Source organism: Rubrivirga halophila (genome assembly GCF_046845755.1).
Classification (GTDB): domain Bacteria; phylum Bacteroidota; class Rhodothermia; order Rhodothermales; family Rubricoccaceae; genus Rubrivirga.
This window is the reverse complement of record NZ_CP177357.1, coordinates 957,960-983,290: the sequence shown is the minus strand read 5'-3', so window position 1 is coordinate 983,290 and position 25,331 is coordinate 957,960. Positions and strand designations below refer to the sequence as shown.

22 protein-coding genes are annotated in these 25,331 nt (G+C 73.9%); 7 read left to right on the top strand and 15 right to left on the bottom strand.

All coding sequences use genetic code 11. The features are described from left to right. Nucleotides 1–132 precede the first annotated feature (132 nt). Complete coding sequence (locus tag ACLIRP_RS04140; protein WP_412062695.1) at nucleotides 133–1,239, bottom strand: DHH family phosphoesterase; 1,107 nt, start codon at nucleotides 1,237–1,239, stop codon at nucleotides 133–135. A gap of 23 nt (nucleotides 1,240–1,262) precedes the next feature. Further along, complete coding sequence (locus ACLIRP_RS04135; RefSeq protein ID WP_412062694.1) at nucleotides 1,263–2,651, bottom strand: NAD(P)/FAD-dependent oxidoreductase; 1,389 nt, start codon at nucleotides 2,649–2,651, stop codon at nucleotides 1,263–1,265. Nucleotides 2,652–2,821: 170 nt separating this feature from the next. Between ACLIRP_RS04135 and ACLIRP_RS04130 the strand changes: the two genes are divergently transcribed. Continuing rightward, on the top strand, nucleotides 2,822–2,983 hold the full coding sequence (locus ACLIRP_RS04130; protein WP_412062693.1) for a hypothetical protein: 162 nt from the start codon (nucleotides 2,822–2,824) through the stop codon (nucleotides 2,981–2,983). Between the two features lie 8 nt (nucleotides 2,984–2,991). Here the strand turns inward: ACLIRP_RS04130 and ACLIRP_RS04125 are convergent, their stop codons facing one another. The 6 genes from ACLIRP_RS04125 to carA all read right to left on the bottom strand — a co-directional run bounded on the left by ACLIRP_RS04125 (nucleotide 2,992) and on the right by carA (nucleotide 9,106). Continuing rightward, entirely contained in the window at nucleotides 2,992–3,966 is a 975-nt protein-coding gene (locus tag ACLIRP_RS04125) for a SecDF P1 head subdomain-containing protein (protein ID WP_412062692.1), read from the bottom strand. 37 nt (nucleotides 3,967–4,003) lie between these two features. Then, nucleotides 4,004–4,270: a hypothetical protein gene (locus tag ACLIRP_RS04120; protein WP_412062691.1), complete on the bottom strand. Its 267-nt coding sequence runs from the start codon at nucleotides 4,268–4,270 to the stop codon at nucleotides 4,004–4,006. Nucleotides 4,271–4,420: 150 nt separating this feature from the next. Further along, complete coding sequence (carB, locus tag ACLIRP_RS04115; RefSeq protein ID WP_412062690.1) at nucleotides 4,421–7,270, bottom strand: carbamoyl-phosphate synthase large subunit; 2,850 nt, start codon at nucleotides 7,268–7,270, stop codon at nucleotides 4,421–4,423. Between the two features lie 78 nt (nucleotides 7,271–7,348). Continuing rightward, nucleotides 7,349–7,567, bottom strand: coding sequence for a hypothetical protein (locus ACLIRP_RS04110; RefSeq protein ID WP_412062689.1), 219 nt, complete (start codon nucleotides 7,565–7,567; stop codon nucleotides 7,349–7,351). Between the two features lies 1 nt (nucleotide 7,568). Next, nucleotides 7,569–8,006, bottom strand: coding sequence for a DUF3291 domain-containing protein (locus tag ACLIRP_RS04105; RefSeq protein ID WP_412062688.1), 438 nt, complete (start codon nucleotides 8,004–8,006; stop codon nucleotides 7,569–7,571). Next, the gene (carA, locus tag ACLIRP_RS04100; RefSeq protein WP_412062687.1) at nucleotides 8,006–9,106 is read right to left on the bottom strand and encodes a glutamine-hydrolyzing carbamoyl-phosphate synthase small subunit; all 1,101 of its coding nucleotides are present in this window, start codon (nucleotides 9,104–9,106) and stop codon (nucleotides 8,006–8,008) included. The genes ACLIRP_RS04105 and carA overlap by 1 nt, the downstream gene beginning before the upstream one ends. A gap of 239 nt (nucleotides 9,107–9,345) precedes the next feature. Between carA and ACLIRP_RS04095 the strand changes: the two genes are divergently transcribed. After that, the gene (locus ACLIRP_RS04095) at nucleotides 9,346–10,818 is read left to right on the top strand and encodes a hypothetical protein (RefSeq protein WP_412062686.1); all 1,473 of its coding nucleotides are present in this window, start codon (nucleotides 9,346–9,348) and stop codon (nucleotides 10,816–10,818) included. A 74-nt stretch (nucleotides 10,819–10,892) separates the two neighbouring features. After that, entirely contained in the window at nucleotides 10,893–11,648 is a 756-nt protein-coding gene (locus tag ACLIRP_RS04090; RefSeq protein WP_412062685.1) for an energy transducer TonB, read from the top strand. Between the two features lie 78 nt (nucleotides 11,649–11,726). Here the strand turns inward: ACLIRP_RS04090 and ACLIRP_RS04085 are convergent, their stop codons facing one another. From ACLIRP_RS04085 to ACLIRP_RS04065, 5 genes are all read right to left on the bottom strand, one after another. Further along, on the bottom strand, nucleotides 11,727–12,398 hold the full coding sequence (locus ACLIRP_RS04085) for a deoxynucleoside kinase (RefSeq protein WP_412062684.1): 672 nt from the start codon (nucleotides 12,396–12,398) through the stop codon (nucleotides 11,727–11,729). Between the two features lie 72 nt (nucleotides 12,399–12,470). Beyond that, a complete protein-coding gene (folK, locus tag ACLIRP_RS04080; RefSeq protein ID WP_412062683.1) occupies nucleotides 12,471–12,977 on the bottom strand; it encodes a 2-amino-4-hydroxy-6-hydroxymethyldihydropteridine diphosphokinase in 507 nt (168 codons plus the stop codon). Continuing rightward, nucleotides 12,974–13,342: a dihydroneopterin aldolase gene (folB, locus tag ACLIRP_RS04075; protein ID WP_412062682.1), complete on the bottom strand. Its 369-nt coding sequence runs from the start codon at nucleotides 13,340–13,342 to the stop codon at nucleotides 12,974–12,976. The genes folK and folB overlap by 4 nt, the downstream gene beginning before the upstream one ends. A gap of 67 nt (nucleotides 13,343–13,409) precedes the next feature. Further along, nucleotides 13,410–14,363, bottom strand: a complete 954-nt coding sequence (locus ACLIRP_RS04070) for a hypothetical protein (RefSeq protein ID WP_412062681.1) — start codon at nucleotides 14,361–14,363, stop codon at nucleotides 13,410–13,412. Nucleotides 14,364–14,452: 89 nt separating this feature from the next. Beyond that, nucleotides 14,453–16,528 (bottom strand): tetratricopeptide repeat protein, encoded by a 2,076-nt coding sequence (locus ACLIRP_RS04065; RefSeq protein WP_412062680.1) that lies wholly within the window; start codon nucleotides 16,526–16,528, stop codon nucleotides 14,453–14,455. A 129-nt stretch (nucleotides 16,529–16,657) separates the two neighbouring features. Between ACLIRP_RS04065 and ACLIRP_RS04060 the strand changes: the two genes are divergently transcribed. Both ACLIRP_RS04060 and ACLIRP_RS04055 read left to right on the top strand, forming a co-directional pair. Continuing rightward, the gene (locus tag ACLIRP_RS04060) at nucleotides 16,658–17,395 is read left to right on the top strand and encodes a hypothetical protein (RefSeq protein WP_412062679.1); all 738 of its coding nucleotides are present in this window, start codon (nucleotides 16,658–16,660) and stop codon (nucleotides 17,393–17,395) included. Nucleotides 17,396–17,413: 18 nt separating this feature from the next. Then, a complete protein-coding gene (locus ACLIRP_RS04055) occupies nucleotides 17,414–18,169 on the top strand; it encodes a pentapeptide repeat-containing protein (RefSeq protein ID WP_412063687.1) in 756 nt (251 codons plus the stop codon). A gap of 1,001 nt (nucleotides 18,170–19,170) precedes the next feature. Here ACLIRP_RS04055 and ACLIRP_RS04050 read toward each other — a convergent pair. Both ACLIRP_RS04050 and ACLIRP_RS04045 read right to left on the bottom strand, forming a co-directional pair. Continuing rightward, nucleotides 19,171–20,097, bottom strand: coding sequence for a PfkB family carbohydrate kinase (locus ACLIRP_RS04050; RefSeq protein WP_412062678.1), 927 nt, complete (start codon nucleotides 20,095–20,097; stop codon nucleotides 19,171–19,173). Nucleotides 20,098–20,180: 83 nt separating this feature from the next. Further along, nucleotides 20,181–20,789 (bottom strand): hypothetical protein, encoded by a 609-nt coding sequence (locus tag ACLIRP_RS04045; protein WP_412062677.1) that lies wholly within the window; start codon nucleotides 20,787–20,789, stop codon nucleotides 20,181–20,183. Between the two features lie 185 nt (nucleotides 20,790–20,974). Between ACLIRP_RS04045 and ACLIRP_RS04040 the strand changes: the two genes are divergently transcribed. Continuing rightward, nucleotides 20,975–23,704 (top strand): tetratricopeptide repeat protein, encoded by a 2,730-nt coding sequence (locus ACLIRP_RS04040; protein ID WP_412062676.1) that lies wholly within the window; start codon nucleotides 20,975–20,977, stop codon nucleotides 23,702–23,704. A 3-nt stretch (nucleotides 23,705–23,707) separates the two neighbouring features. Continuing rightward, nucleotides 23,708–25,318: a hypothetical protein gene (locus ACLIRP_RS04035; RefSeq protein ID WP_412062675.1), complete on the top strand. Its 1,611-nt coding sequence runs from the start codon at nucleotides 23,708–23,710 to the stop codon at nucleotides 25,316–25,318. Nucleotides 25,319–25,331: the final 13 nt, after the last annotated feature.

Genomic DNA, 25,331 nt, shown 5'->3' with positions numbered 1-25,331 from the left:
CGAGGAAGGAGGAAAGAGGAATCAGAATGAGGGGGGCAAGGCAAAGACACGGTCGATTCGAGCGGCCAGCCCAACGTCATCGAAGCGCTCCGGCCGGGAGATCCCTCGTGCCTCAATCCTCGTCCCTCGCCCCTAATCGAGCCCGCCCTTGAACTGGGCCAGCAGCGCGAGGTCGGCGTCGGACAGCGAGCCCTCCGACTCGGCGACCGCGTCTGGGTCGGCGGCGACGTGCGGAGGCGCCGCGTCGACCACGTCCTTGATGGTCCGCGCCAGCTGCCCGCCCTTGACGAAGGCGCCCGAGGCGTTCGGGTGGCCGCCGCCGCCGAACTGACCTGCCCACTTGTTGATCGGGCAGTCGCCCTTGGACCGGAACGACAGCTTGACGCCGGACGGCAGCTCGAGCGCGATCACCGCCGCCAGCACGCCGTCGAGCGACAGCCCGTAGTTGATCAGCCCCTCGGTCTCGTCGAAAAAGGCGCCCGACTGGCGGATCATGTCCTGCGTCACGAACAGCGTCGCCAGCCGGCCGCCGTAGTGCGTGCGGATCGTCGTCAGCGCCAGGCTCAGCAGCGCGAGCCCCTCCCGGCTGCGGCCGTCGAACAGCGCCACGTGGATGGGCTCGGACTTGAGGTCGCCGCGCTCCAGGATGTCGGCGACGATGGCGTGTGTGCGGGGCGTCGTGGCGCCGTAGCGGAACGAGCCGGTGTCGGTCATGATGCCGACGTAGAGCGCCGTCGCGACCGCCCGGTCGATGAGGTCGGGGTCGATCCCGGCGATCAGGTCGTAGGCGATCTCGGCCGCCGCCGAGGCGTCGGTGCGGACGCACGCGAGGTCGAACCAGGTCTCGGGATCGGGGTGGTGGTCGAGGAGCAGGACCGGCTTGCCGGCCTTGCGGAAGACGCCGCCCACGTCGCCGAGTCGGTGCTCGGCGTTGGCGTCGCAGACCAGCAGCACATCCGCTTGCGAGACGGCCTCGGCTTGGGCAAAGTCGCCCGACTCGTAGACCTGCATGAGCCCCGTGGGCTGCTCGTCGGCGAGCCAGTCGAGGTTGCGCGGGACGCGGTCGGCGTTCAGGATGGTGACCGTCTTGCCCAGCGACTGGAGCGCGCGGGCAATCGCGACCTCGGTGCCGATGGCGTCGCCGTCGGGCCGGAGGTGGCAGGTGATCACCACGCGGTCGGCGGCCACGAGGGCGTCGCGGACGGCGGCGAGGTCGGGGGTGTCGTGGACGGTCGTCATGGGCCGGGTGACGGTGGCGAGCGCTAGGCGTTCCCCGCGCCGTCGTACTCCTCGCCGGGTTCGTCGGCCAGCGCCGGGTCGTGCGAGCCGCCCCGTGCGTCGCCGGTCGTCGGGGCCGTCGCGAGCACCGGGCGCGGCCCGCCGCCGTCGGTCAGGATGAGGCGCGGGCCGCGGTCGTACGTGAGGTAGTTGTAGAACCAGCTCCACAGCACGGAGATGCGGTTCCGGAAGCCGACGAGCGCGACGAGGTGGACCGCTAGCCAGCCCAGCCACGCGACGAGCCCGGTCATCGTCAGCCCGCCGGGCGTTTGGAGCACGGCCGCGCTCCGCCCGATCGTCGCCATCTGCCCCAGGTCACGGTACTCGAACGGCGCATCCGCGCGAGCGCCCGTGTCCATCGCCTCAATGAGCGCCGCCGCGTGCCGGCCCTGCTGGATGGCCACCTGGGCGACCTGCGGGTACAGTTCGCCCTCGGCGTCGCGGGCGCCCGCCAGGTCGCCGATCACGAACACGCGGTCGTGCCCCGGCACGCGCAGCGTCGCGTCGACCGCGATCCGCCCGGCCCTCGTCTGCTCCACGCCGACGGCGTCGGCGAGGGGCACCGCCCGGACGCCCGCCGCCCACACGACGGTCTGCGCCTCGATCCGCGACCCGTCCGCCAGCGTCACGCCGCGCGCGTCGACGCGCTCGACGTTCTGGCCCATCTGCAGCTCGACGCCCTTCTCCTCCAAGACGTCGGCCGTGTACGTCCGCAGGCTCGGGTCGTAGCCGCCGAGCGGCAGCGTCTCGCCGTCCACGAGGACCACGCGAGCCCCTTTCACGTCGAGCCGGGGAAAGTCCTTCGCGAGCACGCGCGACAGCTCGCGCAGCGCGCCGGCCATCTCGACGCCCGTCGGGCCGCCGCCGACCACGACAACCGTTAGCACGCCCTCCCCCACCCGCGACGGCTCGCGCGCGGCGGCCTCGAACTGGGACAGCACGTGGCTCCGCAGCGCGAGCGCGTCGGGCACGTTCTTGAGCGGGAAGCTGTGCGCTTGCGCGCCCTCGACCCCGAAGTAGGCCGTCGACGCCCCGGCCGCCAGCACGAGCGCGTCGTACCCGACCGTGTCGCCGGTGTCGAGCGTCAGCACGCGCGCCTCGGTGTCGACGTCGACGACGAGCCCCATCAACACATCCGCATTCTCTTGGCGCCGCACGATGTGGCGGATCGACTGCGTGATGTCGTCGGCCCCGAGCCCGGCCGTGGCCACCTGGTAGAGCAGCGGCTGAAACTTGTGGTAGTTGTTGCGATCCACGATCGTCACGTCGACCGCCGCCGATTCCAGCGCCTCGATGCACGCGAGCCCCCCGTGGCCGGCGCCGACGACGACGACGTGAGGACGGGTGCCGGGCGGGAGTCCAAACGCGTTCATCGCAGTCTCGGAGGGTGCCTCGCCAACGGCTGCCGCGCCAACGGGTTGGGGACGCGCGGTGAAGTCTCAGGCATCGGCCCTCCCAGGCCTCGGGGAGCGCCCGATTGCCGCATGACGGCGAACAAATGCCGCGACGCGTCATACACCCCTCAAACCACTCCCCGTACCCGATGACGACTCGCCAACTCGCCGCGACGGCCCTGACCCTCGCCACCATCCCGCTCACGCTCGGTGCGCTCTTGCTGCGCGGCCGCTATGTCCAGCAGGTCGCCCTCGACCTCGACCCCTTCGAGATCGACCTCCAGCTCCACGACCGCAACGACGACGAGTAGCGCGCGGGTCAGTAGCCCCGCGCCTCCGTCAGCATCGCCCGCCAGCGGCCCTGCGCGTCGCGCCGCACCGTGACGACGGCGATCTCGGAGGTCCCTGCTGCCCCCGTTCGCGGCCGCAAGAGCACGTGCACCCGGTCGACATCCGCGACGCGGCCCACGACGGTGCGCCCCTCCCACATCGGCCCCCAGTCGCCGAGCGCGTCGAGCGCCGCGACGTAGAGGAGCGCGAGGTCGCGGTCACTCAAGGCGTCCGTCGAGCCGGCCGGCGCGATGCCCGACACCGGAAACGTGGCTTCCCGCAAGCCGTCGCGGGCGTACGCCGTCGCCCCGTCGAGCCGGACCAGCCCGAGCGCGGCAGGACGCAACGCCGCGGTCGACTCGGGGTGGAGCGCGTCCGCCGCCGCCACCCAGTCCCGTCGGGCGACCGCGTCGACGAACGCCAGCGCCGCCTGCTCCGCCTCGGCCGGCGCCGACGGCCCGTCCGGCCGGTCCAGCCCGCTGGCGCTCGCCGGGCGTCCCGGCGGATCCCCATGCGGCGCCCCCATCGTCACGCGGTCCGCCTCGCGGAGCGCGGCCGCCAGCCGTTCCGCCTCGGCCACCCGCAGGCCCGTCACCAGCACCAGCCCGTTCGGCACCGCCGACCGCACGGCCGGCGCCGCCACCACGCGCCCGTCGACCACGACCGCCAGCACCTCGCCGACCGCCCCCGCCGTCACGTCGAACAAGGCGGGCGCCACGGCTTGCGACAGCCACAGCGACACGTCCGCCCGGTCGCCGATCACCTCCAGCCCGACCGTCTCGACGCCGTCGGCGGGCACGTCGAGCACGACGGGGCCGATCCAAACGGGCTCGCCCGACGGCAGCGTCTCCGCCGTCCATCCTGCTGCATCCGCTGGCGCCTCGCTCGCCGCCGCGTGGATCCGGAGCTGCGCCGACGCGACAGCCGGAACGGCGAGCAGGACGGCGAGGCAGGCGAGGCGCATGGCGTCCCAACCGCCGCGCGCCCCGTTCTCGTGTCCGTTAGATGTCCTCACCGACGCCCGGCTCGTTCCCGTGGTGGTCGCCGTGCTCCTTCACGTAGCGCCGGTTGTACTCGGCTTGGTACTCCTCATCGACCTTTTTCGCGCTCTGCACCCGGTCGAAGGCGGCCAGGTTCGGGTCCAGCTTTTCGTCGGGCTCTGTCGGCTCAGTAAAGAGGTGCATCGCCTGCGGCGCCTCGTCCTTGGAGAGCTCGGGGTCGTCGGCGAGCGGGTCGTCAGCGGGCGTGTCGTCGGGGCGGTCGGTCATGGTGCGGGAGGCGGGTTCGCCGGGTCAACGGCCCACCGCCCGATTCGTTCGCCCCGCCGCCGGCAGGTCGAGGCAGGCGCACCGCTTCGACCTGCTGGCACCATCGTCCCCGGTCCCCGGTCCCCGGTCCCCGGTCCCCCGTCGCGCGCGCTAGCGCGACAGGTACAGGTTCCGCATCTCGAACGGCTTCGAGATGTGCGCGTCCGTGATGTCGTCCACGAACGCGATCGCCTCGCCGGTCGACTTCATCTCCGGGCCGAGCTCCTTGGTCACCTCGGGGAACTTGTCCCACGAAAAGACGGGCTCCTTGACCGCGAACCCGACCAGCGACGACTCCAGCGCGCCCGCCTCCCGGAACTCCGCGAGCGTGGCGCCGAGCATCAGCTTCGCGCCGATCGCCGCGACCGGCACGCCGGTCGCCTTGGCCACGAACGGGACGGTCCGGCTCGCGCGCGGGTTCGCCTCGATCACGTAGACGTGGTCCTCCCCGTCGACCGTCTGCACCGCCAGCTGCGTGTTCATCAGACCGACGACCCCGAGGCGCTTCGCGATCCGGACGACAGTGTCCTTGAGCACCTCGACCGTCGCGTCCGACAGTGAGAACGGCGGGATCACGGCCGTCGAGTCGCCCGAGTGGACGCCCGCCGGCTCGATGTGCTGCATCACACCCGCGATCCACACCTCGTCGCCGTCGCTCAGGCAGTCCACGTCCACCTCGATGGCATCCTCAAGGAAGCGGTCGAGCAGGATTTCGTTGTGCGGAAACAGCTTCAGGATGTTGGCCACGTAGTCGGCCACCTCGTCCTTGTTGATCGCGATCCGCATGCCCTGCCCGCCGAGCACGTAGCTCGGCCGCACCAGGATCGGATACCCGATCGACTCGGCCACCTCGACCGCGCCCTCGACCGTGTGCGCCATGCCGTACGGCGGGAACGGGATCTCGAGCTCCTCCAGCACCCCGGAAAACTTGCCCCGGTCCTCGGCCAGGTCCATGTTCTCGAACGGCGTCCCGAACAGGGGCACGTCGGCCGCCAGCAGGTTGCGCGCCAGCTTGAGCGCCGTCTGGCCGCCCAGCTGCACCATCACGCCCGCCGGTTTTTCGAGGTCGATCACGTCCTTGACGCGCTCCCAGAAGACCGGCTCGAAGTACAGCTTGTCGGCGATGTCGAAGTCGGTCGAGACCGTCTCCGGGTTGCAGTTGATCATGATGGCCTCGTAGCCCATCTCCTTGGCCGCGAGCACGCCGTGGACGCACGAGTAGTCGAACTCGATGCCCTGCCCGATCCGGTTCGGCCCGGAGCCGAGGATCAGCACCTTCTCGCGGTCGCTCCGGGTCGACTCCGTCTCGCCCTGGTCGTACGTCGAGTAGAAGTACGGCGTCAGCGCCTCGAACTCGCCCGCGCACGTGTCGACCACGCGGAACGTCGGCCGCAGGCCGAGCGACTGCCGGTGCTCGCGCACCTGCCCCTCCTCGGTCTCCGTCAGGTACGCGATCTGGACGTCCGAGAAGCCCGCCTGCTTGAGGTCGAGCATGTCGTCGGCGTCGATCTCCGCCAGCACGCGGCCCTCGGTCGCCCGCTCCAGCGCCACGATGTCGTGGACCTGGTTCAAGAACCACGGGTCGACCTTGGTCACGTCGTGGACCTCGGCGACGCTCGCGCCCAGGCGGAACGCGTTGCGGATGTGGAGCAGGCGGTCCCAGTACGGCTTCGCCAGCCGCTCGCGGACCACGCTCCGGTCGGGCAGCGGCCCGTCCGCGCCCAGGCCGGAGAACCCTTGCTCCAGGCTCTGGAACGCCTTCTGGAGCGACTCGGCGAACGTCCGCCCGATCGCCATCACCTCGCCGACCGCCTTCATCTGGGTCGTCAGCTCCTCGTCGACGCCCTCGAACTTGTCAAAATTCCAGCGCGGGATTTTGGTGACCACGTAGTCGAGCGCGGGCTCGAAGCACGCCGAGGTCGTCCCCGTCACCTCGTTGGGCAGCTCGTCGAGCGTGTAGCCGACCGCCAGGCGGGCGGCCACCTTCGCGATCGGGTACCCGGTCGCCTTGCTCGCGAGCGCCGACGACCGGCTCACGCGCGGGTTGATCTCGATGACGACGAGCCGTCCCGTCGCCGGGTCGACGGCGAACTGGATGTTGCACCCGCCCGCGAACGTGCCGATCGAGCGCATCGCCTTGATCGCCGCGTCGCGAAGCCCCTGGTACTGCGGGTCGGACAGCGTCTGCTGCGGGGCGACCGTCACCGAGTCGCCGGTGTGGACGCCCATCGGGTCCAGGTTCTCGATCGAGCACACGATGACGACGTTGTCGTTCGCGTCGCGCAAGAGCTCCAGCTCGTATTCCTTCCACCCGAACAGGCACTCCTCGATCAGGACCTCGTGGACCGGGCTGAGTTCGAGCCCGCGCTGCACCTTGTGGTCGAAGTCCGCCGCCTCCCAGACGATGCCGCCGCCCGCGCCGCCCATCGTAAAGCTCGGCCGGATGACGATCGGCTGGAAGCCGTGGCCACCCGACAGTTCCTGGGCGATCTCCTTGGCCTCCAGCAGCGACTTCGCCGCGCGCGAGCGCGCCTGGTCGAGCCCGATCGACTCCATCAGGTCGCGGAACGCCTGCCGGTCCTCGGTGATGTGGATCGCGTCGATGTCGACCCCGATCACGTCGATGCCCTCGGCCTCCCAGTAGCCCTCCTGATGCAGCGTGTCGGCCAGGTTGAGCGCCGTCTGTCCGCCCATGGTCGGGAGCACGGCGTCGGGCCGCTCCTTGGCGACGATCTCCTTGATGCTGGCGGGCGTCAGCTCCTGGAGGTACACCACGTCCGCCGTCATCGGGTCGGTCATGATGGTGGCCGGGTTCGAGTTGACGAGGACGACGCGGTAGCCCTCCTGGCGGAGCGCCTTGGCGGCCTGGGTGCCGGAGTAGTCGAACTCACAGGCCTGCCCGATCACGATGGGGCCGGAGCCGATGAGCAGGATCGTCTCGATGTCGGTGCGCTTGGGCATCGGGGGGGGATTGGGAATGGGGCATGGAGGGATGGGCGGAGAGGGGTGCGCATCCCGCATCCCTCATCCCGCATCCCTCTACTGGGCAGCGAAGCCGCCGACGGTCTTTTGGGGGTCACGCTCGACGACGACCAAGCAGGCGAACTGGGCGGGCGCCGTGGCACCGCCGGTCCCGCCCATCGCGGCCGTCGAGATCAGCCGCCAGTCGTCGTTCAAGAGGGCGGTCAGCTCGTCGACCGTCTCGGCCGGGTGGCCGGGCGCGTAGTGGACGACGAGGGCGCGGCGTTGGATGGCCATATCAGGGGGCGGGAAAGAGGTTCGTAAAGGTGAAGGCGTGGGGCGAGGGCCCCTCCTCGTGGAGGTGGTCGAGCCGGTCGCGGCCCTCGTCGGCCGAGGGCTGGTGGCCCTCCTCGACCCACCACAGCGCGTAGTGCGGACGGCCAAAAGCCGAGAACCACTCCTTGCGCCGCTTGACGTAGTGGGCGTGGCCGCTGTGGTAGGTGTAGTCGCGCAAGGCGTCGACCGAGCGCCAGACGGACAGGTTGACCAGCATCTGGCCGTCCTCGAACACGCGCAGCGCCGTGCCCTCGGCGTCTTCATCCACGAACCGCCACACGAAGCCGGGCGACCGCTCCGCGAGCAGGTTCATCGGGTCGAGCGCCCGCGCGAACTCCGCCAGTTTGGCGCCGTCGAGCGGGCCGAGCGGCCGGGCCACGTTGATCTGGGCAAGGTGCATCACGCCGCCTCGGCGGTCGCCCCGTCCATCAGGCCGAGAAACTGGTCGAAGAGGTAGCGGCTGTCGTGCGGGCCGGGGCACGCCTCGGGGTGGTACTGGACGGAGAACCCCCGGAACCGGTCGTACTGCAGGCCCTCGACCGTCTGGTCGTTGAGGTTGCGGTGGTCGACGCGCGCGACCCCCGCCAGCCCCTCTTCGCGGACCGCGAACCCGTGGTTCTGGGTCGAGATCTCGACGTGGCCCGTCGTCAGGTTGAGGACGGGGTGGTTGGCGCCCCGGTGGCCCACCTTCATCTTGTAGACCTCGAGCCCCTCTGCGAGCGCCAGCAGCTGGTGGCCGAGGCAGATCCCGAAGATCGGCAGGCCGGAGTCGATGGCCGCGCGCGCCGTCTCGACCGCCTCGGGCATTGCTCGGGGGTCGCCGGGCCCGTTCGAGAAGAACACGCCGTCGGGCTTCCACGCCAGCACCTCCGCGAACGGCGTGTCACCGGGGAAGACGCGGACGCGGCAGCCGAGGTGCGCGAACGACCGCAGGATGTTGCGCTTGACGCCGTAGTCGTAGACGGCGACGCGGCGGTCGCCCGTCTCGCTGAAGTCGTACGCCTGGCCCGTGGTGACGCCGCTGGCGAGCTCCAGCCCGGCCATGCTCGGCACGCCCTGCGCCTTGGCCACCAGCGAGGCGTCGTCGAGGTCGACCGACGAGATCACGCAGTTCATCACACCCGCCTGGCGGATGTGGCGGACCAGCCGGCGCGTGTCGACGCCCGAGATGCCGACGAGCCCGTGGCGCGCCATGTAGGCGTCGAGCGTCTCCTCGGCGGCGTGGTTCGAGGGGTCGCGCGAAAAGCTCCGGACGACCAAGCCCGCGACGTGCGGGCGGTCGGCCTCCGTCGCCGCCTCGAAGGCGCCGTAGTTGCCGATGTGGGGGTACGTCATCAGCATCACCTGCCCGGCGTAGCTCGGGTCGGTCAGGATCTCCTGGTACCCCGTCATCGAGGTGTTGAAGCACAGCTCGCCGGTCGTCTCGCCGGGCGCGCCGACGGCGACGCCGGTGACGACGGTGCCGTCTTCAAGGGCCAGCTTGGCAGGGGTCTCGGTCATCGTGCTGGGTATAAAAAAAGCCTCCCGAAAAACGGAAGGCTTAACGGCGCGGGGGCCGCTCAGAGGAAGGCGAAACGGGTGGAATGCTGACGAAAGGCATGGCGGCCATTGGCTCCGGCCAAGGTACCGCCCCCCGAGGAACGGGGGCAAGGCGTCCCCGGGGCTCAGCGGTTCTTCACCGGAGGTGACCCCTCCCCCGCGTCGGCGACGCACGACCGAGCGGCCTCCTCCCTCCTGTCATGCTGCTCCGACGCCTCGCCACCCTCAGCTTCGCGCTCGTCCTCCTGGCCCCCGCCGCCGCCGCTCAGGGCCGTGCCGGTGGCCCCGCCGGCTCGCCCGCCGACCTCCCGCCCCGTGCCAAGGAGGCCTTCGAAGCGCTCCCCCCGGACGTCCAGCGCGCTCTCATCGACGAGTGCGGCGAGACGCTCCGCTGCTACCGCGACGCCATGCGCCGCTACCGCCAACAGGCCAGCCGCGACGCCGACCGCGAGTCGCCCGTGGGCGTCGTGGGCGCCCCCCGCCCGGGCGACCGGATCCGACCGGTCGGGGGCCAGCCCGACGAGGACGCCGCCGGGTCGCCCCGCCTGTCAGCGGGGTCACAACCGCACGGGGGCTCGATCGGGTTCGCCCCGCCCGCCGTCGAGGTCCCGTTCGCGATGCCGCCGCGGCTGGCGCAAGCCTTCGCCGCGCTCCCGCCCGACGTGCAGGCCGAGATGGTCGAGCGGTGCGACGACACCCTCGACTGCTATCGCCGCGCCATGCGCCGCTACCGCGAGCAACAGGGCGGAGCCGCCGCTGCGCCGCCCGCCGACCCGAGCGACGCCGTGGGGCCCGGCCAGGGGGGCGGAGGGCGAGCCACCGCGGGCGGGACGGTCGGCGGCGGCGGCTTCGAGCCCGGGGCCGACCCGACGCCCGGGCCCCGCGATAGCCGCCCCGGCCGGCCGGACCTCTCCCCCGTCCCGGACGAGGGCGGGCGCCACGCCCCCGGCACCTTCGAGCGCCCCGCGCCGGACCTCCCGGGGCCCGTGGGGACCGACGACGACGACGAGCCGGTCGCGAGGCCGAACAGCGACGAGCCCTCGGCCTCGCCAAACCCGACCGGCCTGTACTACGACGGCGACGCGTTGAGCGAGACCGCCACCTCCGGGCACAGCGGCACCAGCCTTCCCGAGACGCGCAGGCCCGGAAACGGGGCCGTTCTGCTGGGGATGTACGTCCAGGAAGAAAGCGACGTCCCGTGCGCGTTCCTCTTTTTCTGGTACCGCAACAACGACGCGGATGTCCGCCAGGGCCACTTCTCCACGGAAGCGAGCCGGTGCGGCGCGGTCGCCTGGACCGACCCGTCTGGGCGCCTGCTCCCTGGTGTCGAGGTGGCCTCCATCACGTACATCCCGGACGCAGAGATCGGCGACATCCGGGCCGTCAACGCCGTCGAGGCCTGCGTCAACCGCGACGACGACCGCATCAAGGGCATCCGCCTGTCCGGCGCGCACATCGACGAGGACGGCCGGGTCACCTCGGACTCCTCGCTCAGTGGCGAGGAGTTCGAGCGGACCAACTGCCACGACTGGCGGCCCGAGCGGACCTGCCCGTCGGGCGAGGTCGCCGTCGGGGTCGAGCTGGACTTCACGCCGTCGAGCGATCTCCTTGGCGGCACCGCCGACGGGGCCAGCGGGATGCGGCTGATCTGCGCGGACCCGTACACGGAGTAGGTCCCCGCGCGTAGGGGAGGGCTTGGGGCGGGGCGGAACGGGCGCGTATCCTCGCCGTCGCCCGTTCCGTCCCCGTGCCCGCCCCGACGCCCCCCTCCGCCCGCGACCGCCACGCCCCGACCCGGGCGCTGGCCGCGCTCGCGGTGAGCCTGGCGCTCGTCAACGCCGCGCTGCTGTGGTGGCCGTCGGTCGACTTGGCGCCCGAGCTGCCCAACGAGCTCCCCGAGCGCGAGATGGTGGTGATGGAGATGATCGAGCCGACACGCCAGCCGCCCCCGCCCGACAACCTCCCGCCGGCCCCGCCGCCGCTCCCGGTCGAGTCGCGCCTGCCGCCGGTCGAGGTGCCCGACGAGCGCGTGGTCGAGGAGATCGTCCGCGACCTCGACATCCCGCCCCCGCCGACGCCGGTGCCCACGCGGCGCCCCTCAACCCCCGCCCCGCCCGGACCGCCGGCCCCGCCCGCGCCGCCGCCGCCCGCGCCCTCCGGCCCCGCCCCCGCCTCGGACCGCATCGTCGAGCGCCCGGACCGGAGCCCGACGCTCAGCGGGCAGGCCCTGCCCGTCTACCCCCGCGGCGCCGACTCGGATTTTAGAGGCCGCGCCCGCGTCAAGGTTCTCGTCAGCCAGGGCGGCCGCGTCACCGACGCCGAGATCGTCGAGCGGACGACGTTCCGCCGGGGGAGAGAGGAGTCGGTCGACGCGTTCCCGGACGTCTTCGAGGCCGCGATTCTCGACGCCGCCCGGCGCCACGTCTTCCGCCCCGCCCGGGACGGCGGCGAGCGCGTCCGCGCCTTCGCCTTCATCACCGTCTCCCTCGACCCGCCGGAGTGATAGGAACGAGGGGTGAGGAGCGAGAAGTGAGGCCCGCCCGAAGCGTCCACTCGATCCTCACTCCTCTTCCCTCACTCCTCAGAACGCCAGCTGCATCGTCTGGGGCGGGTTGAAGTACGCCGTGCCGCCCTTGACGCTGGCGATCTGGCGGACGAGCTCGTCGAACGTGCCGGGCTGGTTGACGAAGTCGATGCGCGAGGCGTCGACGATCAGCAGCGGGCTTTTCGAGTAGTGGAAAAAGTAGCGGTCGTAGGCCTCCGCCAGCTCTGCGAGGTACGCCCGCTCCATGCCCGACTCGTAGCTCCGGCCCCGCAGCGCGACGTTGTGGAGCAGCCGGTCGACCGACGAGCGGAGGTAGACGACCAGGTCCGGGATCGGCGCCGACGGCTCCATGATGCCGTACAGCGTCTCGTACAGGCGGACCTCGTCGCCGTCGAGCGTCACGTGCGCGAAGATGCGGTCCTTGTCGAACGTGTAGTCCGCGACGACGTGGTCGACGAACAGGTCGCGCGCCGCGAGCGCCTTCTGCTGCTTAAAGCGGCTGGCGAGGAACGCGAGCTGCGTCTGGAGCGCCCAGCGGTCGCGGTCCTGGTAGAACGAGCCCAGGAACGGGTTCTCCTCGAACTCCTCCTGCACCAGCTTGCCGCCGACGCGCTCGGCGAGCATGCGGGCGAGCGTCGTCTTTCCGGCGCCGATGACGCCCTCGACGGCGACGTAGGCGAGATGGGCGGGGATCGTCGGGGCAGACATGGGCTCAGGTGGGGGGCCGAAAGATCGCGCCGCCCGATACCAGCGTAGGGCTCTACGGGTGACGCCGGGCCGTCACAGCCGGAAATCCGTCCGTTCCAGACGAAGCCCGTCCTCGCACGCCGCCAGCAGGTCGGCGACCGTGCGGTCGAGGCCGGGGACCGGGCGGCCGGCGGCGATGTCGGCGAGCGGCGCGAGCACGAAGCGGCGGGTCGCGAGCCCGGGGTGCGGGAGGTGCAAGCCGGGCCGGTCGACGCGGCAGTCGCCGTAGAGGACGAGGTCGAGGTCGAGCGGGCGCGGCGCCCAGCGCGGGGCGTCCGGCCGGCGCCCGGCGGCGCGCTCGACGGCGTGGAGCACGCGCAACAGCGCGCTCGGGCGGAGCGTCGTGTCGAGGGCGACGGCCGCGTTGAGATGGTCGGGCTGGGCCGCGGCGCCGGGCCGGACGAGCGCCTCGGTCTCGTACACCTCGCTCCGCGCGACGACGTCGGTGTCGGCCCGGGCGTCGAGCGCCGCGACGGCACCCTGGAGCGCCGCCAGCCGGTCGCCCACGTTCGCGCCGAGCCCGACGTAGGCGCGTCTCACGGGGTGTGGCGGACCACGACCTCGGCCCGGTCGCACGGCCCGCCGACCGGCGGGTTCGGCTTGCGGACGGTCACCTCGACCTCGGCGACGGCCGGGTACGCCTCGCCGACCGCCTCCGCGATCCGCCACGCGACGCGCTCGATGAGGAACGACGAGTTGCCCGTCACCACCTCGCGGACCAAGGCGTAGACGCGCTCGTAGTCGACGGTCTTCGTCAGGTCGTCGGTCGCCGCCGCCTCCCGCACGTCGAGCGACATCGCCACGTCGACCTCGTAGCGACCGCCGATCCGGTGCTCTTCCTCCATCACCCCATGGTGCGCGTAGAAGACGGCGTTGACCAGGCGGACCGTCGAGAGGGTGGGCATCGGGCGGGGGGTCGGAGGTGTCGTCGCGGTGCGGGTCGGGAAAGATCGCCCCGCGCTGGGCGGCGGGTCAGAGCCCCAGGCGGTCGAGGAGCGCAGCGTCGTCCGGGGCGAGCGGGCCGCGCTCGCGCTCGGCCATGAGCCGGCCGGCGTAGAGCGTCGCGTAGAGGCCGAGCACGCCGTCGGCACGCCTCGCGTGCTCGTCGAAACGGCGCGTGGCGTCGGCGCTCCGCCACGCCTCGGGGACGTGGATGGCGCGCGGGCCGAAGGGGCCGTCGGAGGCGTGGCCGGGGAAGCTCTTTTCAGGCTCGAAGCGGCGCTCGCCGAGGTGGCAGCCCGTGCACTGCGTCGGCACGCGGAGCGCGCGGGGCTCGGTCTGCGTCGCGGGCGCGAGGCGGCCGTCAGCGTCGTAGACGGCGAAGTCCCAGAACCCGTCGGCCCGCTTGCGCTTGGCGGTCGTCTCCACGACGGCCCCGTCGACGAGGTGCTCGCCGACGATCCAGGTCTCGGCCGGGTACACGAGCTCTCCCCCACTGGCCGCGGTCTCCATCGCCGCCCGCAGCGCCGCGACGGGCACGTGGATCCGCCGCCGCGCCGCCGTCATCACGCCGTCGGTGTTGACGGTGAACCAGTCGGGCTCGCCGCCGAGGTAGTCGGCCTGCTGTCGGACGCCCGCGAGCGTGGCCGGGACGCCGGTCGCCGCGCCATACGTCGCCTCCAGCATCGCCGCGAGCTCGTCCCAGTCGATGACGCCGTCGCCGTTCGCGTCGACGAGGGCCGCGCGCGCGGCGGCGGGGAGTCGGTCGAGCGCGAGCGTGAGGTCGTCGCCGTCGCCGGCCACGAGACCGGAGGCGAACGGGTCGCCGCCGGCATAGGGGCCGAGCACGGAGCGGAGCAGTTTTTCCGGGGCGTCGCGGTCGAGCCGGAGCGGGGCCGCGTCGGCGGTCGCCACGTCGACGGGGCCACCGCCGCCGCAGGCGGCGAGAACGGCCGCGAGCACGGCGAGAACGAGGGGGCGGAACATTCGACTGGCGGGGAGACGGCGGGCGCCAAGATGCGCACGCCCCGATCGCCACACGGGCGCCCCCCTCCCTGCCGAATCCGCCGTCAACCTCAGCGGGGCAGCGCAGCGAGCGCGGCGCGGGCGCGGGCGTCGGTCGGGTCGAGGCGAAGGAGTCGTTCGAGCGCCTCGCGGGCCTCCGCGGTCTGGCCCAGTCGGCCGAGGGCGACGCCCAGGTTGCCCAGCGCCGAACGCTCGTCGGGGTCGATGCGCAACGCCGCCTCCAGTTGGGCGCGCGCGGCCCCGGGGTCGCCGGCCGCCAACAGCGCCGCGCCGAGGTTGGCGCGGGCGACCGCGAGGCGGGGGTCGAGCGCGACGGCCCGGCGCAGCGCCGACACGGCGTCGGCGGTGGCCCCGAGCCCGAGGTGCGCCAGCCCGAGCGCGTTCCAGGCGTCGGCGTGGCGGAGCGGGTCCTGGGCGACCGCCTCGGCGAGCACCCCGGCCGCATCGCGCGCGCGCCCCGCGTCGAGCAGCGCCGTCCCCAGCCGGACGCGGGCCTCGGTCAGCCGCGGCGCCAGCCGGACCGCGTCGCGCAGCGCCTCGGCCGCCTCGAGGTGCCGCCCGCGCCGGCTCTCGACGACGCCCAGCCACAGCGCCGCCGACGCCGAGGCGGGGTCGCGCGCGGCCGCTTGCGCCAGCACCTCGCGCGCCGCCGCCAGCGAGTCGCGCTCGGCGAGCGCCCGGCCCAGCGCGACGCGCACGTCGGTCCGCTCGACGCCCGCCGCCAGCGCCGCTCGCGCCAGCCGCGTGATGCGCGGGAGGTAGGCCGGGAGCGGGTGGACCGTCTCGTAGAGCGCGAACGTGGCGACCGCGAGGTCGGCCTCGGCCTCGGGCCCGGACCGGCGGTCGCCCGCGAGGTCGACGAGCGTGAACGGGGTCGGGCCCCGCACGTCGGTCTGGGTGGACGTCGCGGCTCGCGAGGGCGGCGGGTCGCGGCGGATCCAGTGGTCGGTAAAGGAGACGTGCGGGATGTCCGACGTGCCCGCCGTGCGCATGTGGCAGCTCACGCAGTCGCCCGCGGTCGCCAGTTCGACGGTCGTCGCCTCGGGCCGCGAGCAGGCGTCGAGGTGGGCCGACGGGCCGTGGCAGCTCGCGCACGTCGCGTTAAAGTGGTCGGCGGGGAGCTCGGCCGTCGGCGTGTGGGGGTCGTGGCAGGTCGTGCACGTCATTTCGCGGCCCGTGCCCGCGCTCTCGACAAAGCACGCGCTGCGCATCATGCGCTCGGCGTGGCTGGCGATCCCGAACTGGACCGGATCGTCGAGCGAGGCTTGTGAGACGAAGACCGCGCGGTGCGCCGCGAGCGGCCGGCCCGGGCGGTACGTCGTCGCGTCGTGGCCCGGGGCGTAGACCGTCTCGCCGGTGAGGTGGCACTGCTGGCAGACGTCGAGCTGGAGGTCGGTGCTCAGCGACGCGGGGTTGACGATGCGCGAGTCCGACGGCGCGCCGCCCGCCTCGAAGGCGGCGACGTGGGCCGAGCCGGGCCCGTGGCACCGCTCGCACGAGATGCCGAGCGGCACGTCGGTAAAGAAGTTCTGGCTCGGCTCGTGGCCCGGCCGCGCGTCGTGGCAGGTCAGGCAGTCGAGCGTGATCGGGCGGTCGAAGCGCAGGCTGCGCGCGTCGTAGCCGGGGCTGAGGTCCCAGAGCGCGCGCTCGACGTACCACGTCAGCGGCATCTCGGTGAGGTAGGCGCCGTGGGCGTCGGCGCCGGGCGCCCCGCCGGCGGCCATCAGGTACGAGCGCGTGGCGTTGCCCGACCCGACCACGTAGTCGGCGGCCTCGACGCGCGCGTAACCGGGCGTGTCGGGCCGGGTCTCGCGCTGGAACAAGGTGTCGCCGCGGACGAACGGCTGGTAGCACCACCCGTCGTCGGAGCAGACGACGGGGCCGGCGCCGTCCGGACCGAAGCGCTCGGGGGCGGTGGCCGGGTCGAAGCGGCTGAGCGAGCGGCCCATGCCGGTCCGCGCGAACGACGCGGCAAGGTCGGCGTGGCACTGCTGGCAGGCCCCGTCGCCGACGTACGTCCAGCCGGCGTCCGCGGCCGCGACGGGCTCGGGCCCGCCGCACGCGGCGAGCGCGTACGCCAGCGCGAGAGCGGCGGGGGCCAGCAGGGCGACGGTGCGGACGCGCACGGCGGTGGGGAGCGACGGCCCAAGATACCGGGCGCCCCGCCCGGAGGGGCCGGCGACCGGCGCCGCGGCACGGCCCTTGCAATCGGCTCTCGTGACACGCGGTCGTTCCCGGACGCCCCCCTCCATACCGTGCCGATTACCGATCTACTCGACCGCATTCCGTTCTCGCCCACGCGGGACGCGGCGCCCGACGCGCCCGCCCCGCCGGAGCGCCCGTTCCACGTCGAGGCGCTCGACGGCGACGGGGCCGACCACGGCTTCCCCCTCCCCCCCGGGCCCGCGCCCGAGGCTCCCGCCGACGTGCCCCCGGGTGTCGCCGGTGTGGGCGCGCCGCCGATGCCCAGTTGGGGCATCGTGCTTCTCGGCGGGCTGTCCCTGCTGTGCGGCGTGCTGGCGATCGCCCTGGCGCTCGCGCTCCAGCCCCAGGCGACGGAGGCCGTCGCCGCCCCGCCCGTCGCCGAGACGGCGGCGGCGCCGGCGCCCGAGCGCGCGCCGGCCACCTTCTCGGCCGAGCCCACCCCGATCCCCGTCGAGTTGATCACGCGTCTGGAAGCCGCCAGCGAGGAGCCGCTCGACGTCGAGCTCTCGCGCCTGCTCGACGCCATGCAGCACGGGTTCGGCCGCCGCGGCGCCGTGCTCGAACCGACCTTGCGGTCGTACGTCTACCGCATGGCGTCGCGGTTCGAGTGGAACCCGGATGCTTTCCGGGTCGCCGTCACCGCCCCCGACCCCGCCCTCGCCACCGCACGCGGGGCGCTTCTGGAGCGCCTCTTCGAGGACGCCGTCGCCGCCGGCCGACTCACTGTCGGCACCGGCGTCGGCCCCCACGCTCTGACGCTCGTCGCCGAGCCGCCCGCTACCGACTAATCCCATGTCGCCTCTCCTCTGGATCGCCCTCATCACCATCCCCGCCCTGACGGTCGGGCTGGCGGTGTTCGCCTACCTCCGCGCTCGCGCCCGGGAAGCGGCGGCGCCTGTGCGCGCCCACATCGCCTCGCAAAGCGCCCCGGTGGCCGTGGCCGAGGAGGTCCGCGCCATCGGCGAGCAGATCGAGCGGGCCATGGCCGAGCAGCGCGTCCAGGGCGAGACCCAGCGCCAGCTCATGGCCCAGAAGCTCGACAGCGTCCGCCAGTCGGTCGACGGCCAGCGCACCCAGGTCGACGGGCTCCGCAGCGAGCTCCGCCACGAGGTCCAGCGCCGCGACGCCGAACTCGACGAGATCCGCCAGCAACTCGGGGCCATCGCCCGCGGCGGCGCGCTCCCCGCCGCCGCCCGGCCGGCGCTTCCGGCCGCTCCGGAGCCCCCGCGCGAGACCGCGAGCGCCCCGATGATCGAGGAGACCACCTTTGCGCCTTCTCCCCTCTCGTCGGCCCCCGACACCCCGTTCGATGCGCCGCCGGCCGAGCCGCCCACTGCGCCGCCGGCCGAGCCGGACCTCTCGTTCTCCGAGGAGACATTCGCGGAGCCGGCCTTCGAGGACGCCAGCGTCGACCGGCCCGAAGCGGAGCCGGCCTCCGCCCCGGAGGGACCAGCCTTCGAGGAGCCGAGCTTCGAGGAGCCGAGCTTCGAGGAGCCGAGCTTCGAGGAGCCGAGCTTCGAGGAGCCGAGCTTCGAGACCGAGCCCGCCGCTCCCGACGCTGACCCCTTTGCCGCGCTCTCGTTCGAGGCCCCGGACCCCGAGGGCGCCCCTGATGACCCGTCGAGCGTCGAGCAAGCTCCGTTCGAGGAGTCGTCCTTCGAGGAGTCGTCCTTCGAGGAGTCGTCCTTCGAGGAGACGCCATTCGAAGAGGCCTCCTTCGAGGACGTCCTGGCGATGAGCCCGGCGCCACCCGCCCCCTCGGTCCACGACGTTCGCGTCGCCTCCCCCAGCCCGGCCCCGGCGGACGACGCGTTTGCAGCGGCGTCCTTGCACATCGGCGGCGACAGTGCCCCGGCGGGCGACGCGTTCGACAAGTGGACGCCCGAGGCCGTGACGCCGGTCGAGGCGCCGGCGGTCACTCCCGTGGCCGACGCGCCCGCCAGCGAGCCGCACGGGCAGGCCTTGCAGCCCTCCTCGCCCGAGGGGGCCTGGGTCGCCCGCCCGGGCCGCCCGCATGGCCCCGACGCCGTGCCGCAGACCGCCTCTATGGACGACTTCGTATTCCCGACGGCCGAGACGCCGCCGGAGCCGACCCCTGAGCCGACCGCAGCCCCCGAGACCGGCCTGATCGACCTCGACGCCCTGGCCGCCCCCTCCGAACCCGACGCCGTCCCGACGACGGATGTGGACGCCACGCCGCTGGCGGACGCCGCTCCCGAGCCGGCCGCCGACGTCGCCCCGGAGCCGGCCGAGGCCGGCCTCGCAGAGGGCGCCGCGCCCGAGGCCGCCCCGATCCCCGATGGGGCCGAAGACCTGACCGTCATTTCGACGATCGACGATGACATGCAGCGCCTCCTCTATCTGGAGGGGGTCCTCACCCTCGAAGAGATCGCCCAGTGGGGTCGCGGGGAGGCCCGTCGGATCAGCACCCGGGTGAGCGTCTCCGAAGAGACGATCATGAACCAGTGGGTCTTCGAGGCGCAGGCCGCCCTGTTCTCGCGCTACTCGAAGCAGGCGGGCTAGCGCCCCCCCCACACCCGCGGCGGCGGCGTGTCCCGGGCGGTCAGTCCACCGTCACGATGTGGGGCACGGCCGACAGGCGGCGGAACGACTCGATGCGGGCGCTAAGGTCGTTGGGCGTGACGCCCAGCATCCGCTCGGGGCCGAAGGCTTCGACGGCGAAGCTGGCGAGCGCGCTCCCGACGACGACGGCCTGCCGCATGGTCTCCGGGTCCGAGGCGCCGGCACGCGCGATGTGGCCACACAGGCCGCCCAGGAACGTGTCGCCCGCGCCCGTCGGGTCGACGACGTCCTCCAACGGGTAGGCCGGAGCCGAGAACACGTCGTCGCCGCAGAACAGCAGCGCGCCGTGCTCGCCCTTTTTGACGATCAGCGTCTCGGGCCCAAGCGACCGGATCTTGCGCGCGGCGCGGACCAGGTTCGACTCGTCCGCCAGCTGGCGCGCCTCCTCGTCGTTGACGACAAGCACGTCGACCCGGCGCAGCGTCTCCGCGAGCGCGTCCGGCGTGTTGTCGATCCAGAAGTTCATCGTGTCGGCGACGACGAGCGCACCCGCGCCGGCCTGGTCGATGACAGAGCCCTGCACGGTCGGGTCGAGGTTGCCCAGGCAGACGACGGCGGGCGAGCGGTACGCCGCCGGCAGGTCGGGCTCGAACGTCGCCAGCACGTTGAGGTGCGTCGCGAGCGTCTCACGCGTGCCGAGGTCGTAGTGGTAGCGGCCGGCCCAGAAGAACGTCTCGCCGTCGGGGTCGCGCACGAGCCCCTCGATGTCGACGCCGCGCGAGGTGAACGCCTCGACGTGCGCCTCGGGGAAGTCCCTCCCCACGACAGCGTTGAGCTGGACCGGGGCCCCGACGATGCGCGCCGCGAGCGCGGCGTAGGTGGCGGACCCGCCCAGGATCCGCTCGGCGCGGCCGAACGGGGTCTCGACCGTGTCGAAGGCGACGGTTCCGACGACGAGGATGCTCATGACTGACGCGGGGGGCGGACAAAACGACGGCCGGGGCACCTCACGCGGAGACGCCCCGGCCGCAGGCAAGCTAGCGCCGCGCACTAGTCGCGGACCTTCTTGACCCAGTCATCGATCTTGGTCGCCATGACGCCGGTGATGGCCACCTTGGCGGCGTCGGCCATGGTCTCGGCAAAGTCCTTCGTCCGCTCGTAGCCGTCGCCGGCCACGTCGCCGGCGGTCGAGGCCGCCTCGCGGAGCGCCTCGGCGGCGCGGTGCAGGCTGTCCTGGAGGGCGTCGCCGGAGTCGCCGACGTAGCCCCGGGCGTCCGAGCGGAGCGCCTTGCTCTGCTTTTTGGCGCTCTTCGAGAGCTGGCGGGCGCGCTTCTCGACGCGGTCCGACAGCGACGGCGGCTGGGGCGACGGGAACAGCGAGGTCAGCAGGCGGCCCGCGAGCAGGCCGACGCCCGCGGCGGCGAGCACGGCCATCCCGGGGTTGGCGTCGATCCAGGCCTTGGCCGTGGCGACGGGGTCGTCGGTGGCGTAGTCGTCGGGCATCTCGTCGAGCGAGGGCGGCGGCGCGACGGTCGCGGCGGTTTCGGCGACGGCCTGGGCGGCGGGCTCCGTCGAGGCGTCGGGGACGGTCGGGTTCGGGTCGGGGACGCCCGGCGCGAGGTCGGTGTCGGGGGCGGGCTTCTTGGAGTCGTCGGCCATGAGGGGAGGGGATTGGCGGGATCTGGAGGGGCGGATACGATCCGGCGCCCCCCCTTTGTTTCTGGAATCGTGTGGGGACTCCGTGCGTCCGCGCCCCGCGCCCGCGCCTCGCCTTCGGACGCGGGCACTAGGGCGCAGCGCGTTCGGCCCGTAGCTTCCCGTCTCCGCCGGATCCCGTCCCCCCAATGCTCGTCCGGTCTTTGCCGCGCCTCGGCGCGCTGCTCGCGTGCCTCTCGCTCGCCGCCCCGCTGGCGGCCCAGACCCCCGGCGCCCGCGCCGAGGCCCGGCCCGAGCGCCCCGCCCACGACTTCGAGGCGGCGCGCGTCCTGTTCGACGGCGGCCACTACGGCGCCGCCGAGCGCGCCTTCGCCGACTTTCTAGAGCGGCACCCCCGAGACGTCCGCGCGCCCGAGGCGCTCTTCCGCCAGGCCGAGGCCGCGCTCGCGACGCGCGACGACCGCGCGGCGGCGGCGCTCTTCAACACGTTCGCCGCGCGCTACCCCACGAGCCCGCTCGCCCCCCGCGCCCGGCTCGCGCTCGGCCGCTACTACGTGGCGTCGGGCGACGATGCGCTCGCCGAGGACGCCTTGCTGTCGGCCGCGACGCAGGGCCCGGCCGTCTCACGTGCCGAGGCCCACTACCTCCTCGGCCTGGTCTACACCCGCCAGACCCGACCGGCCGCCGCCGCCGCCACGTTTGAGCGCGGCGCCGTCGACGACACGCCGTGGGCGCCCAAGGCGCTCTACGCGATCGGCGCGCTCGCGACGGACGCCCGCGACTGGCCCGCCGCCGCCGACGCGCTCGGCCGGCTCCGGGCGCGCTACCCCGACGCGCAGGAGGACGCGGCCGCCGGGCTGGCGCTCGCCGACGCCTTGTTCCGCACCGCCCGCTACGCGGACGCCACCGAGGAGGCCGCCAGCCGCCGCCCCGCGCTCACCGGCGACGCCGCCGACCGAGCCGCCCTGATCGAGGGCGAGGCCCGCCTCCTCCTCGGCCAGCGCGCCCCGGCCGACGCCGCGCTCGCGGCCGTCTCTCCGGACGGCCGCTACGCGGACCGCGCCGCGCTCGGCCGGGGCCGCATCGCCTCCGACGCAGGCGACTGGGCCGCCGCCGCCGACCTCCTGGCCATCGCCAGCGCAGGCTCCGGCGACACCGACGACGCCGTCGCCCACGAGGCCCGGTACTACCGGGCCCTCGCGCTCCGCCGGCTCGGCCAGCTCGGCGACGCGGAGGCCGCGCTCCAGGCGACGGCGCAGCGCCGCCCGGACGGCGCGTACGCCGAGGCCGCGCTCCTCGAACTCGGCGTGCTCCGCTACGAGCGGCGCCTGTATGCCGAGGCCGCCCAGGCGCTGTCGGCACTCATCGAGCAGAGCCCGCGCGGGCCGTACGCCGGCGAGGCCGCGCGGATGCTGGGCGAGGCGTACGCCGCCGCCGGCGACACGCGCCGCGCGCGCGAGGCCTTCCAGCTGGCCGAGTCGCTCGGCACCGCGACCGCCGAGACGCGCGCCGAGGTCGCCTTCCAGGACGCCTACGCCGAGTTCCGCGAGGGCCGCTTCGAACGCGCCGTGCCCGCCCTCGTCGCCGTCGCCGACGGCGGGGGGCCGCGCGCAGGCGAGGCGCTGTTCTGGGCCGGCGAGGCCGCCTTCCAGGCCCGCGACTTTGTCCGCGCCCAGGCGATCCTCGAACGGCTGATCCGCGAGTCCCCCGGCCACCCCCGCGCCGACGCCGCCCGCTACGTCATCGCGTGGACGCTGTACCAGCGGGGCCAGACGCGCGCCGCCGCCGACGCCTTCGAGCGGTTCCTCTCGGCCTACTCGCGCTCCGGCGAGCTCGTCCCCTACTACGCCGACGCGCTCCTGCGACTCGGCGACCTGTACACCGTGCTCGGCCGCTACGCCGAGGCGCGACAGGTCTACGGCCGCGTGGCCGCCGCCACGCCCGAGCGCAGCGGCGGCGACTACGCGCTCTTCCAGACCGCCCAGGCGTTTGGCCGCGAGGGCCGCACCGACGACGCGCTCCAGACCTACGCCCGCCTTCTGACCGAGTACCCGCGCTCCGAACGCTACGCCCAGGCCCTGCTCGCGCGCGGCGACCTGTACTCGGCGCGCGGCGACGACAGCCTGGCCGTCGCCGCGTACGAGCGCGTGCTCAACGAGCGCCCCGACCAGGGCGCGGCGGCGCTCCTCGGCATCGGCGACGTGCTCCTCAACACGGGCCGCCCGCAGCTCGCGGAGGCGGCCTACCGCCGCGTCTACGAGCGGTACCCCGCCAGCCCCCTCACCGACGACGCCTTCTCCGGCCTGGCCGACGCCCTCGACGCCCAGGGCCGGGGCGACGAGATCGACCGCGTCTTCCGCGAGATCGACGGCTCCCTCGCCGGGCTCGATGGGCGCGCCCGACTCCGCTACGCTCGGGCCCGCTACGCCCTGTCCGCCGGGCAGGACTCCGTCGCCGTGGTCTACCTCGAAGAAGCGCTCGCGGGCCCGCTGTCGACGTCGCTGGAGAGCGAGGCGCTACTGGCGCTGTCCGGCGCCTACACCTCGACGGGCCGGCTCTCGGACGCGGTCCGCGCGCTGCGCCGGATGCTCGCGCGCGACGGCGACGGCCCGCTCGCCGCCGAGGCCCGGCTCCGCCTCGCCGAGGCGCTGCTCGCGAGCGGCGATGCGGCGGGCGCCCTCGAGGCCGCCCGCCCGCTTGCCGCCGCCGACCCCGGCCGCGCCGCCGACGGGCTCGCCCTCGAGGCCCTCGCGCTCCAGGACCTCGGCCGGGCCGACGAGGCCGACGCCGCCCTCCGCCGACTGATCCAGACGTACCCCGACTCGCCCGCCGCCCAGGCCGCCCTGCGCGACCGCCCCGACCTCGCGCCTTCCCCGGCCGACACCCCCCGCGGCTCGTCCGACGGCCAGCCCCGCTAAGCCATGCGCGCCCTCCGCCCCGCCCTGCTTGCGCTCCTCGCCGCTCCGGTCGCGCTCGCCCAGCCGGTCGACCGGTCCCAGCTGCCGAGCCTGACCCCGGCCGTCTTCGAGAGCCGGGGGACCGTCGCCGTGACGCTGCCCCAGGTCGAGCGCCAGCCGCTCTCCGGCTTCGGCCCGCTCCCACGCCGCTTCCAGGTGGCCGCCGACCGCCAGCCCAACACGCTCCCGTTCGCGCCGGACCCCGACGCGCTCCCCTCTCTCGCGCTCGCCCCGCCCCTCCCGCCCGCTCCCTCCGACCTCGTCGTCAACCGCTTGCGCGCCGAGGCCGGCGCCGGCACCGAGTCCACGATGTACGGCCGGATCGACCTCGCCGCGAGCGGGGCCGGCGGCGAGTTCTTCGTCGACGCCGACTACGACGACGACGGGAGCAACCCGGACGTGATCGGGGACGCCGTCGGGTTCGAGACGATCGCGCTCCGCGCCGGGGGGCAGTCGTTCGGCCCGGGCCGGATCGGGATCGAGGGCGCCTTCGAGCGCGAGACGTACCCCGTGCTGGACGGCGAGCGGACGCGGCAGCTGGTGGGCGCCCAGGCCGGGATCGAAGGGCTGGGAGCGACGGCGTACCGCGCCACGCTCGGCTTCGAGTCCGGCAAGCTGGCGACCTCCAATCAGCCCGAGTCGACCGAGACCCGCGTCGACGCGGCGGCCCGGATCGCGCGCGGGTGGCTCGCGGCCGACGCCGCCGGCGGCGTCGCGGGGGCGGGGTCCGTCGGGAGCGATCTCCGCTACGGCGCGGCCGGGCTGGCCGTCTCGTTCGGGCGCGAGGACGGCACGAGGGTCCAGATCGGCGCGCGCGTGCTCGGTTACGATGCCGCCGCGACGGCCGGCGACGGCGCGGCCACCAGCATCGGCCCCATCGTCGACCTCGCGGTCCCCCTCGGCCCGACGGTGTCGCTGTTCGCGACCAACGACCCCCACGTGACGCCGCGGTCACTCGCCGACCTCACGGCGCAAAACCCTTACGTCGCGCTCGGCCCGATCGTCGCCCCCGACCTCGTGCCCGTCGACGCCCGCGCCGGGCTGGCGACGGCGTTCGGCCGGTCGCGGGCGCGCGTGTACGCGCTCGCCCTGCGCGCGCCGACCTTCCTCGCGTTCGAGTCCTCGGGCCCCTTCACGACGACCAGCGCGGTCGACATCCGAGAGGTCTACCTCGACGTGTCGGCGTTCGGGCTCGGTGCGGACATCGCGCTCGTGGCGGAGAGCGGCGTGTCGGCGACGGCCAGCCTGGCCGTGCGGGCCGGGCGCACCGACGACGGCGGTGACATCCCGTACTGGTCGCCGCTCGTGGCGACGGCCGGCGTGCAGGTGCCGTTCGCGAACGGCCGCGGCCGGCTCGGGGCGGCGGCCCACGTCGAGGGCGCCCGCCCGACGGACCGCTCGGCGACCTCCGACGCGCCCGCCTTCGCGCTCGTCAGCGCCGAGGCCAGCTACGCCGTGCTCGGCCCGCTCGCGGTCGTCGCCCGGGCGGAGCGGCTGGCGGGCGAGGCCCAGGTCTGGCCGGCCCTCGACCACCGGCCCCGGACGTTCCTGCTCGGCCTGCGGCTCCAGCGATGATCCCGCTACCTTC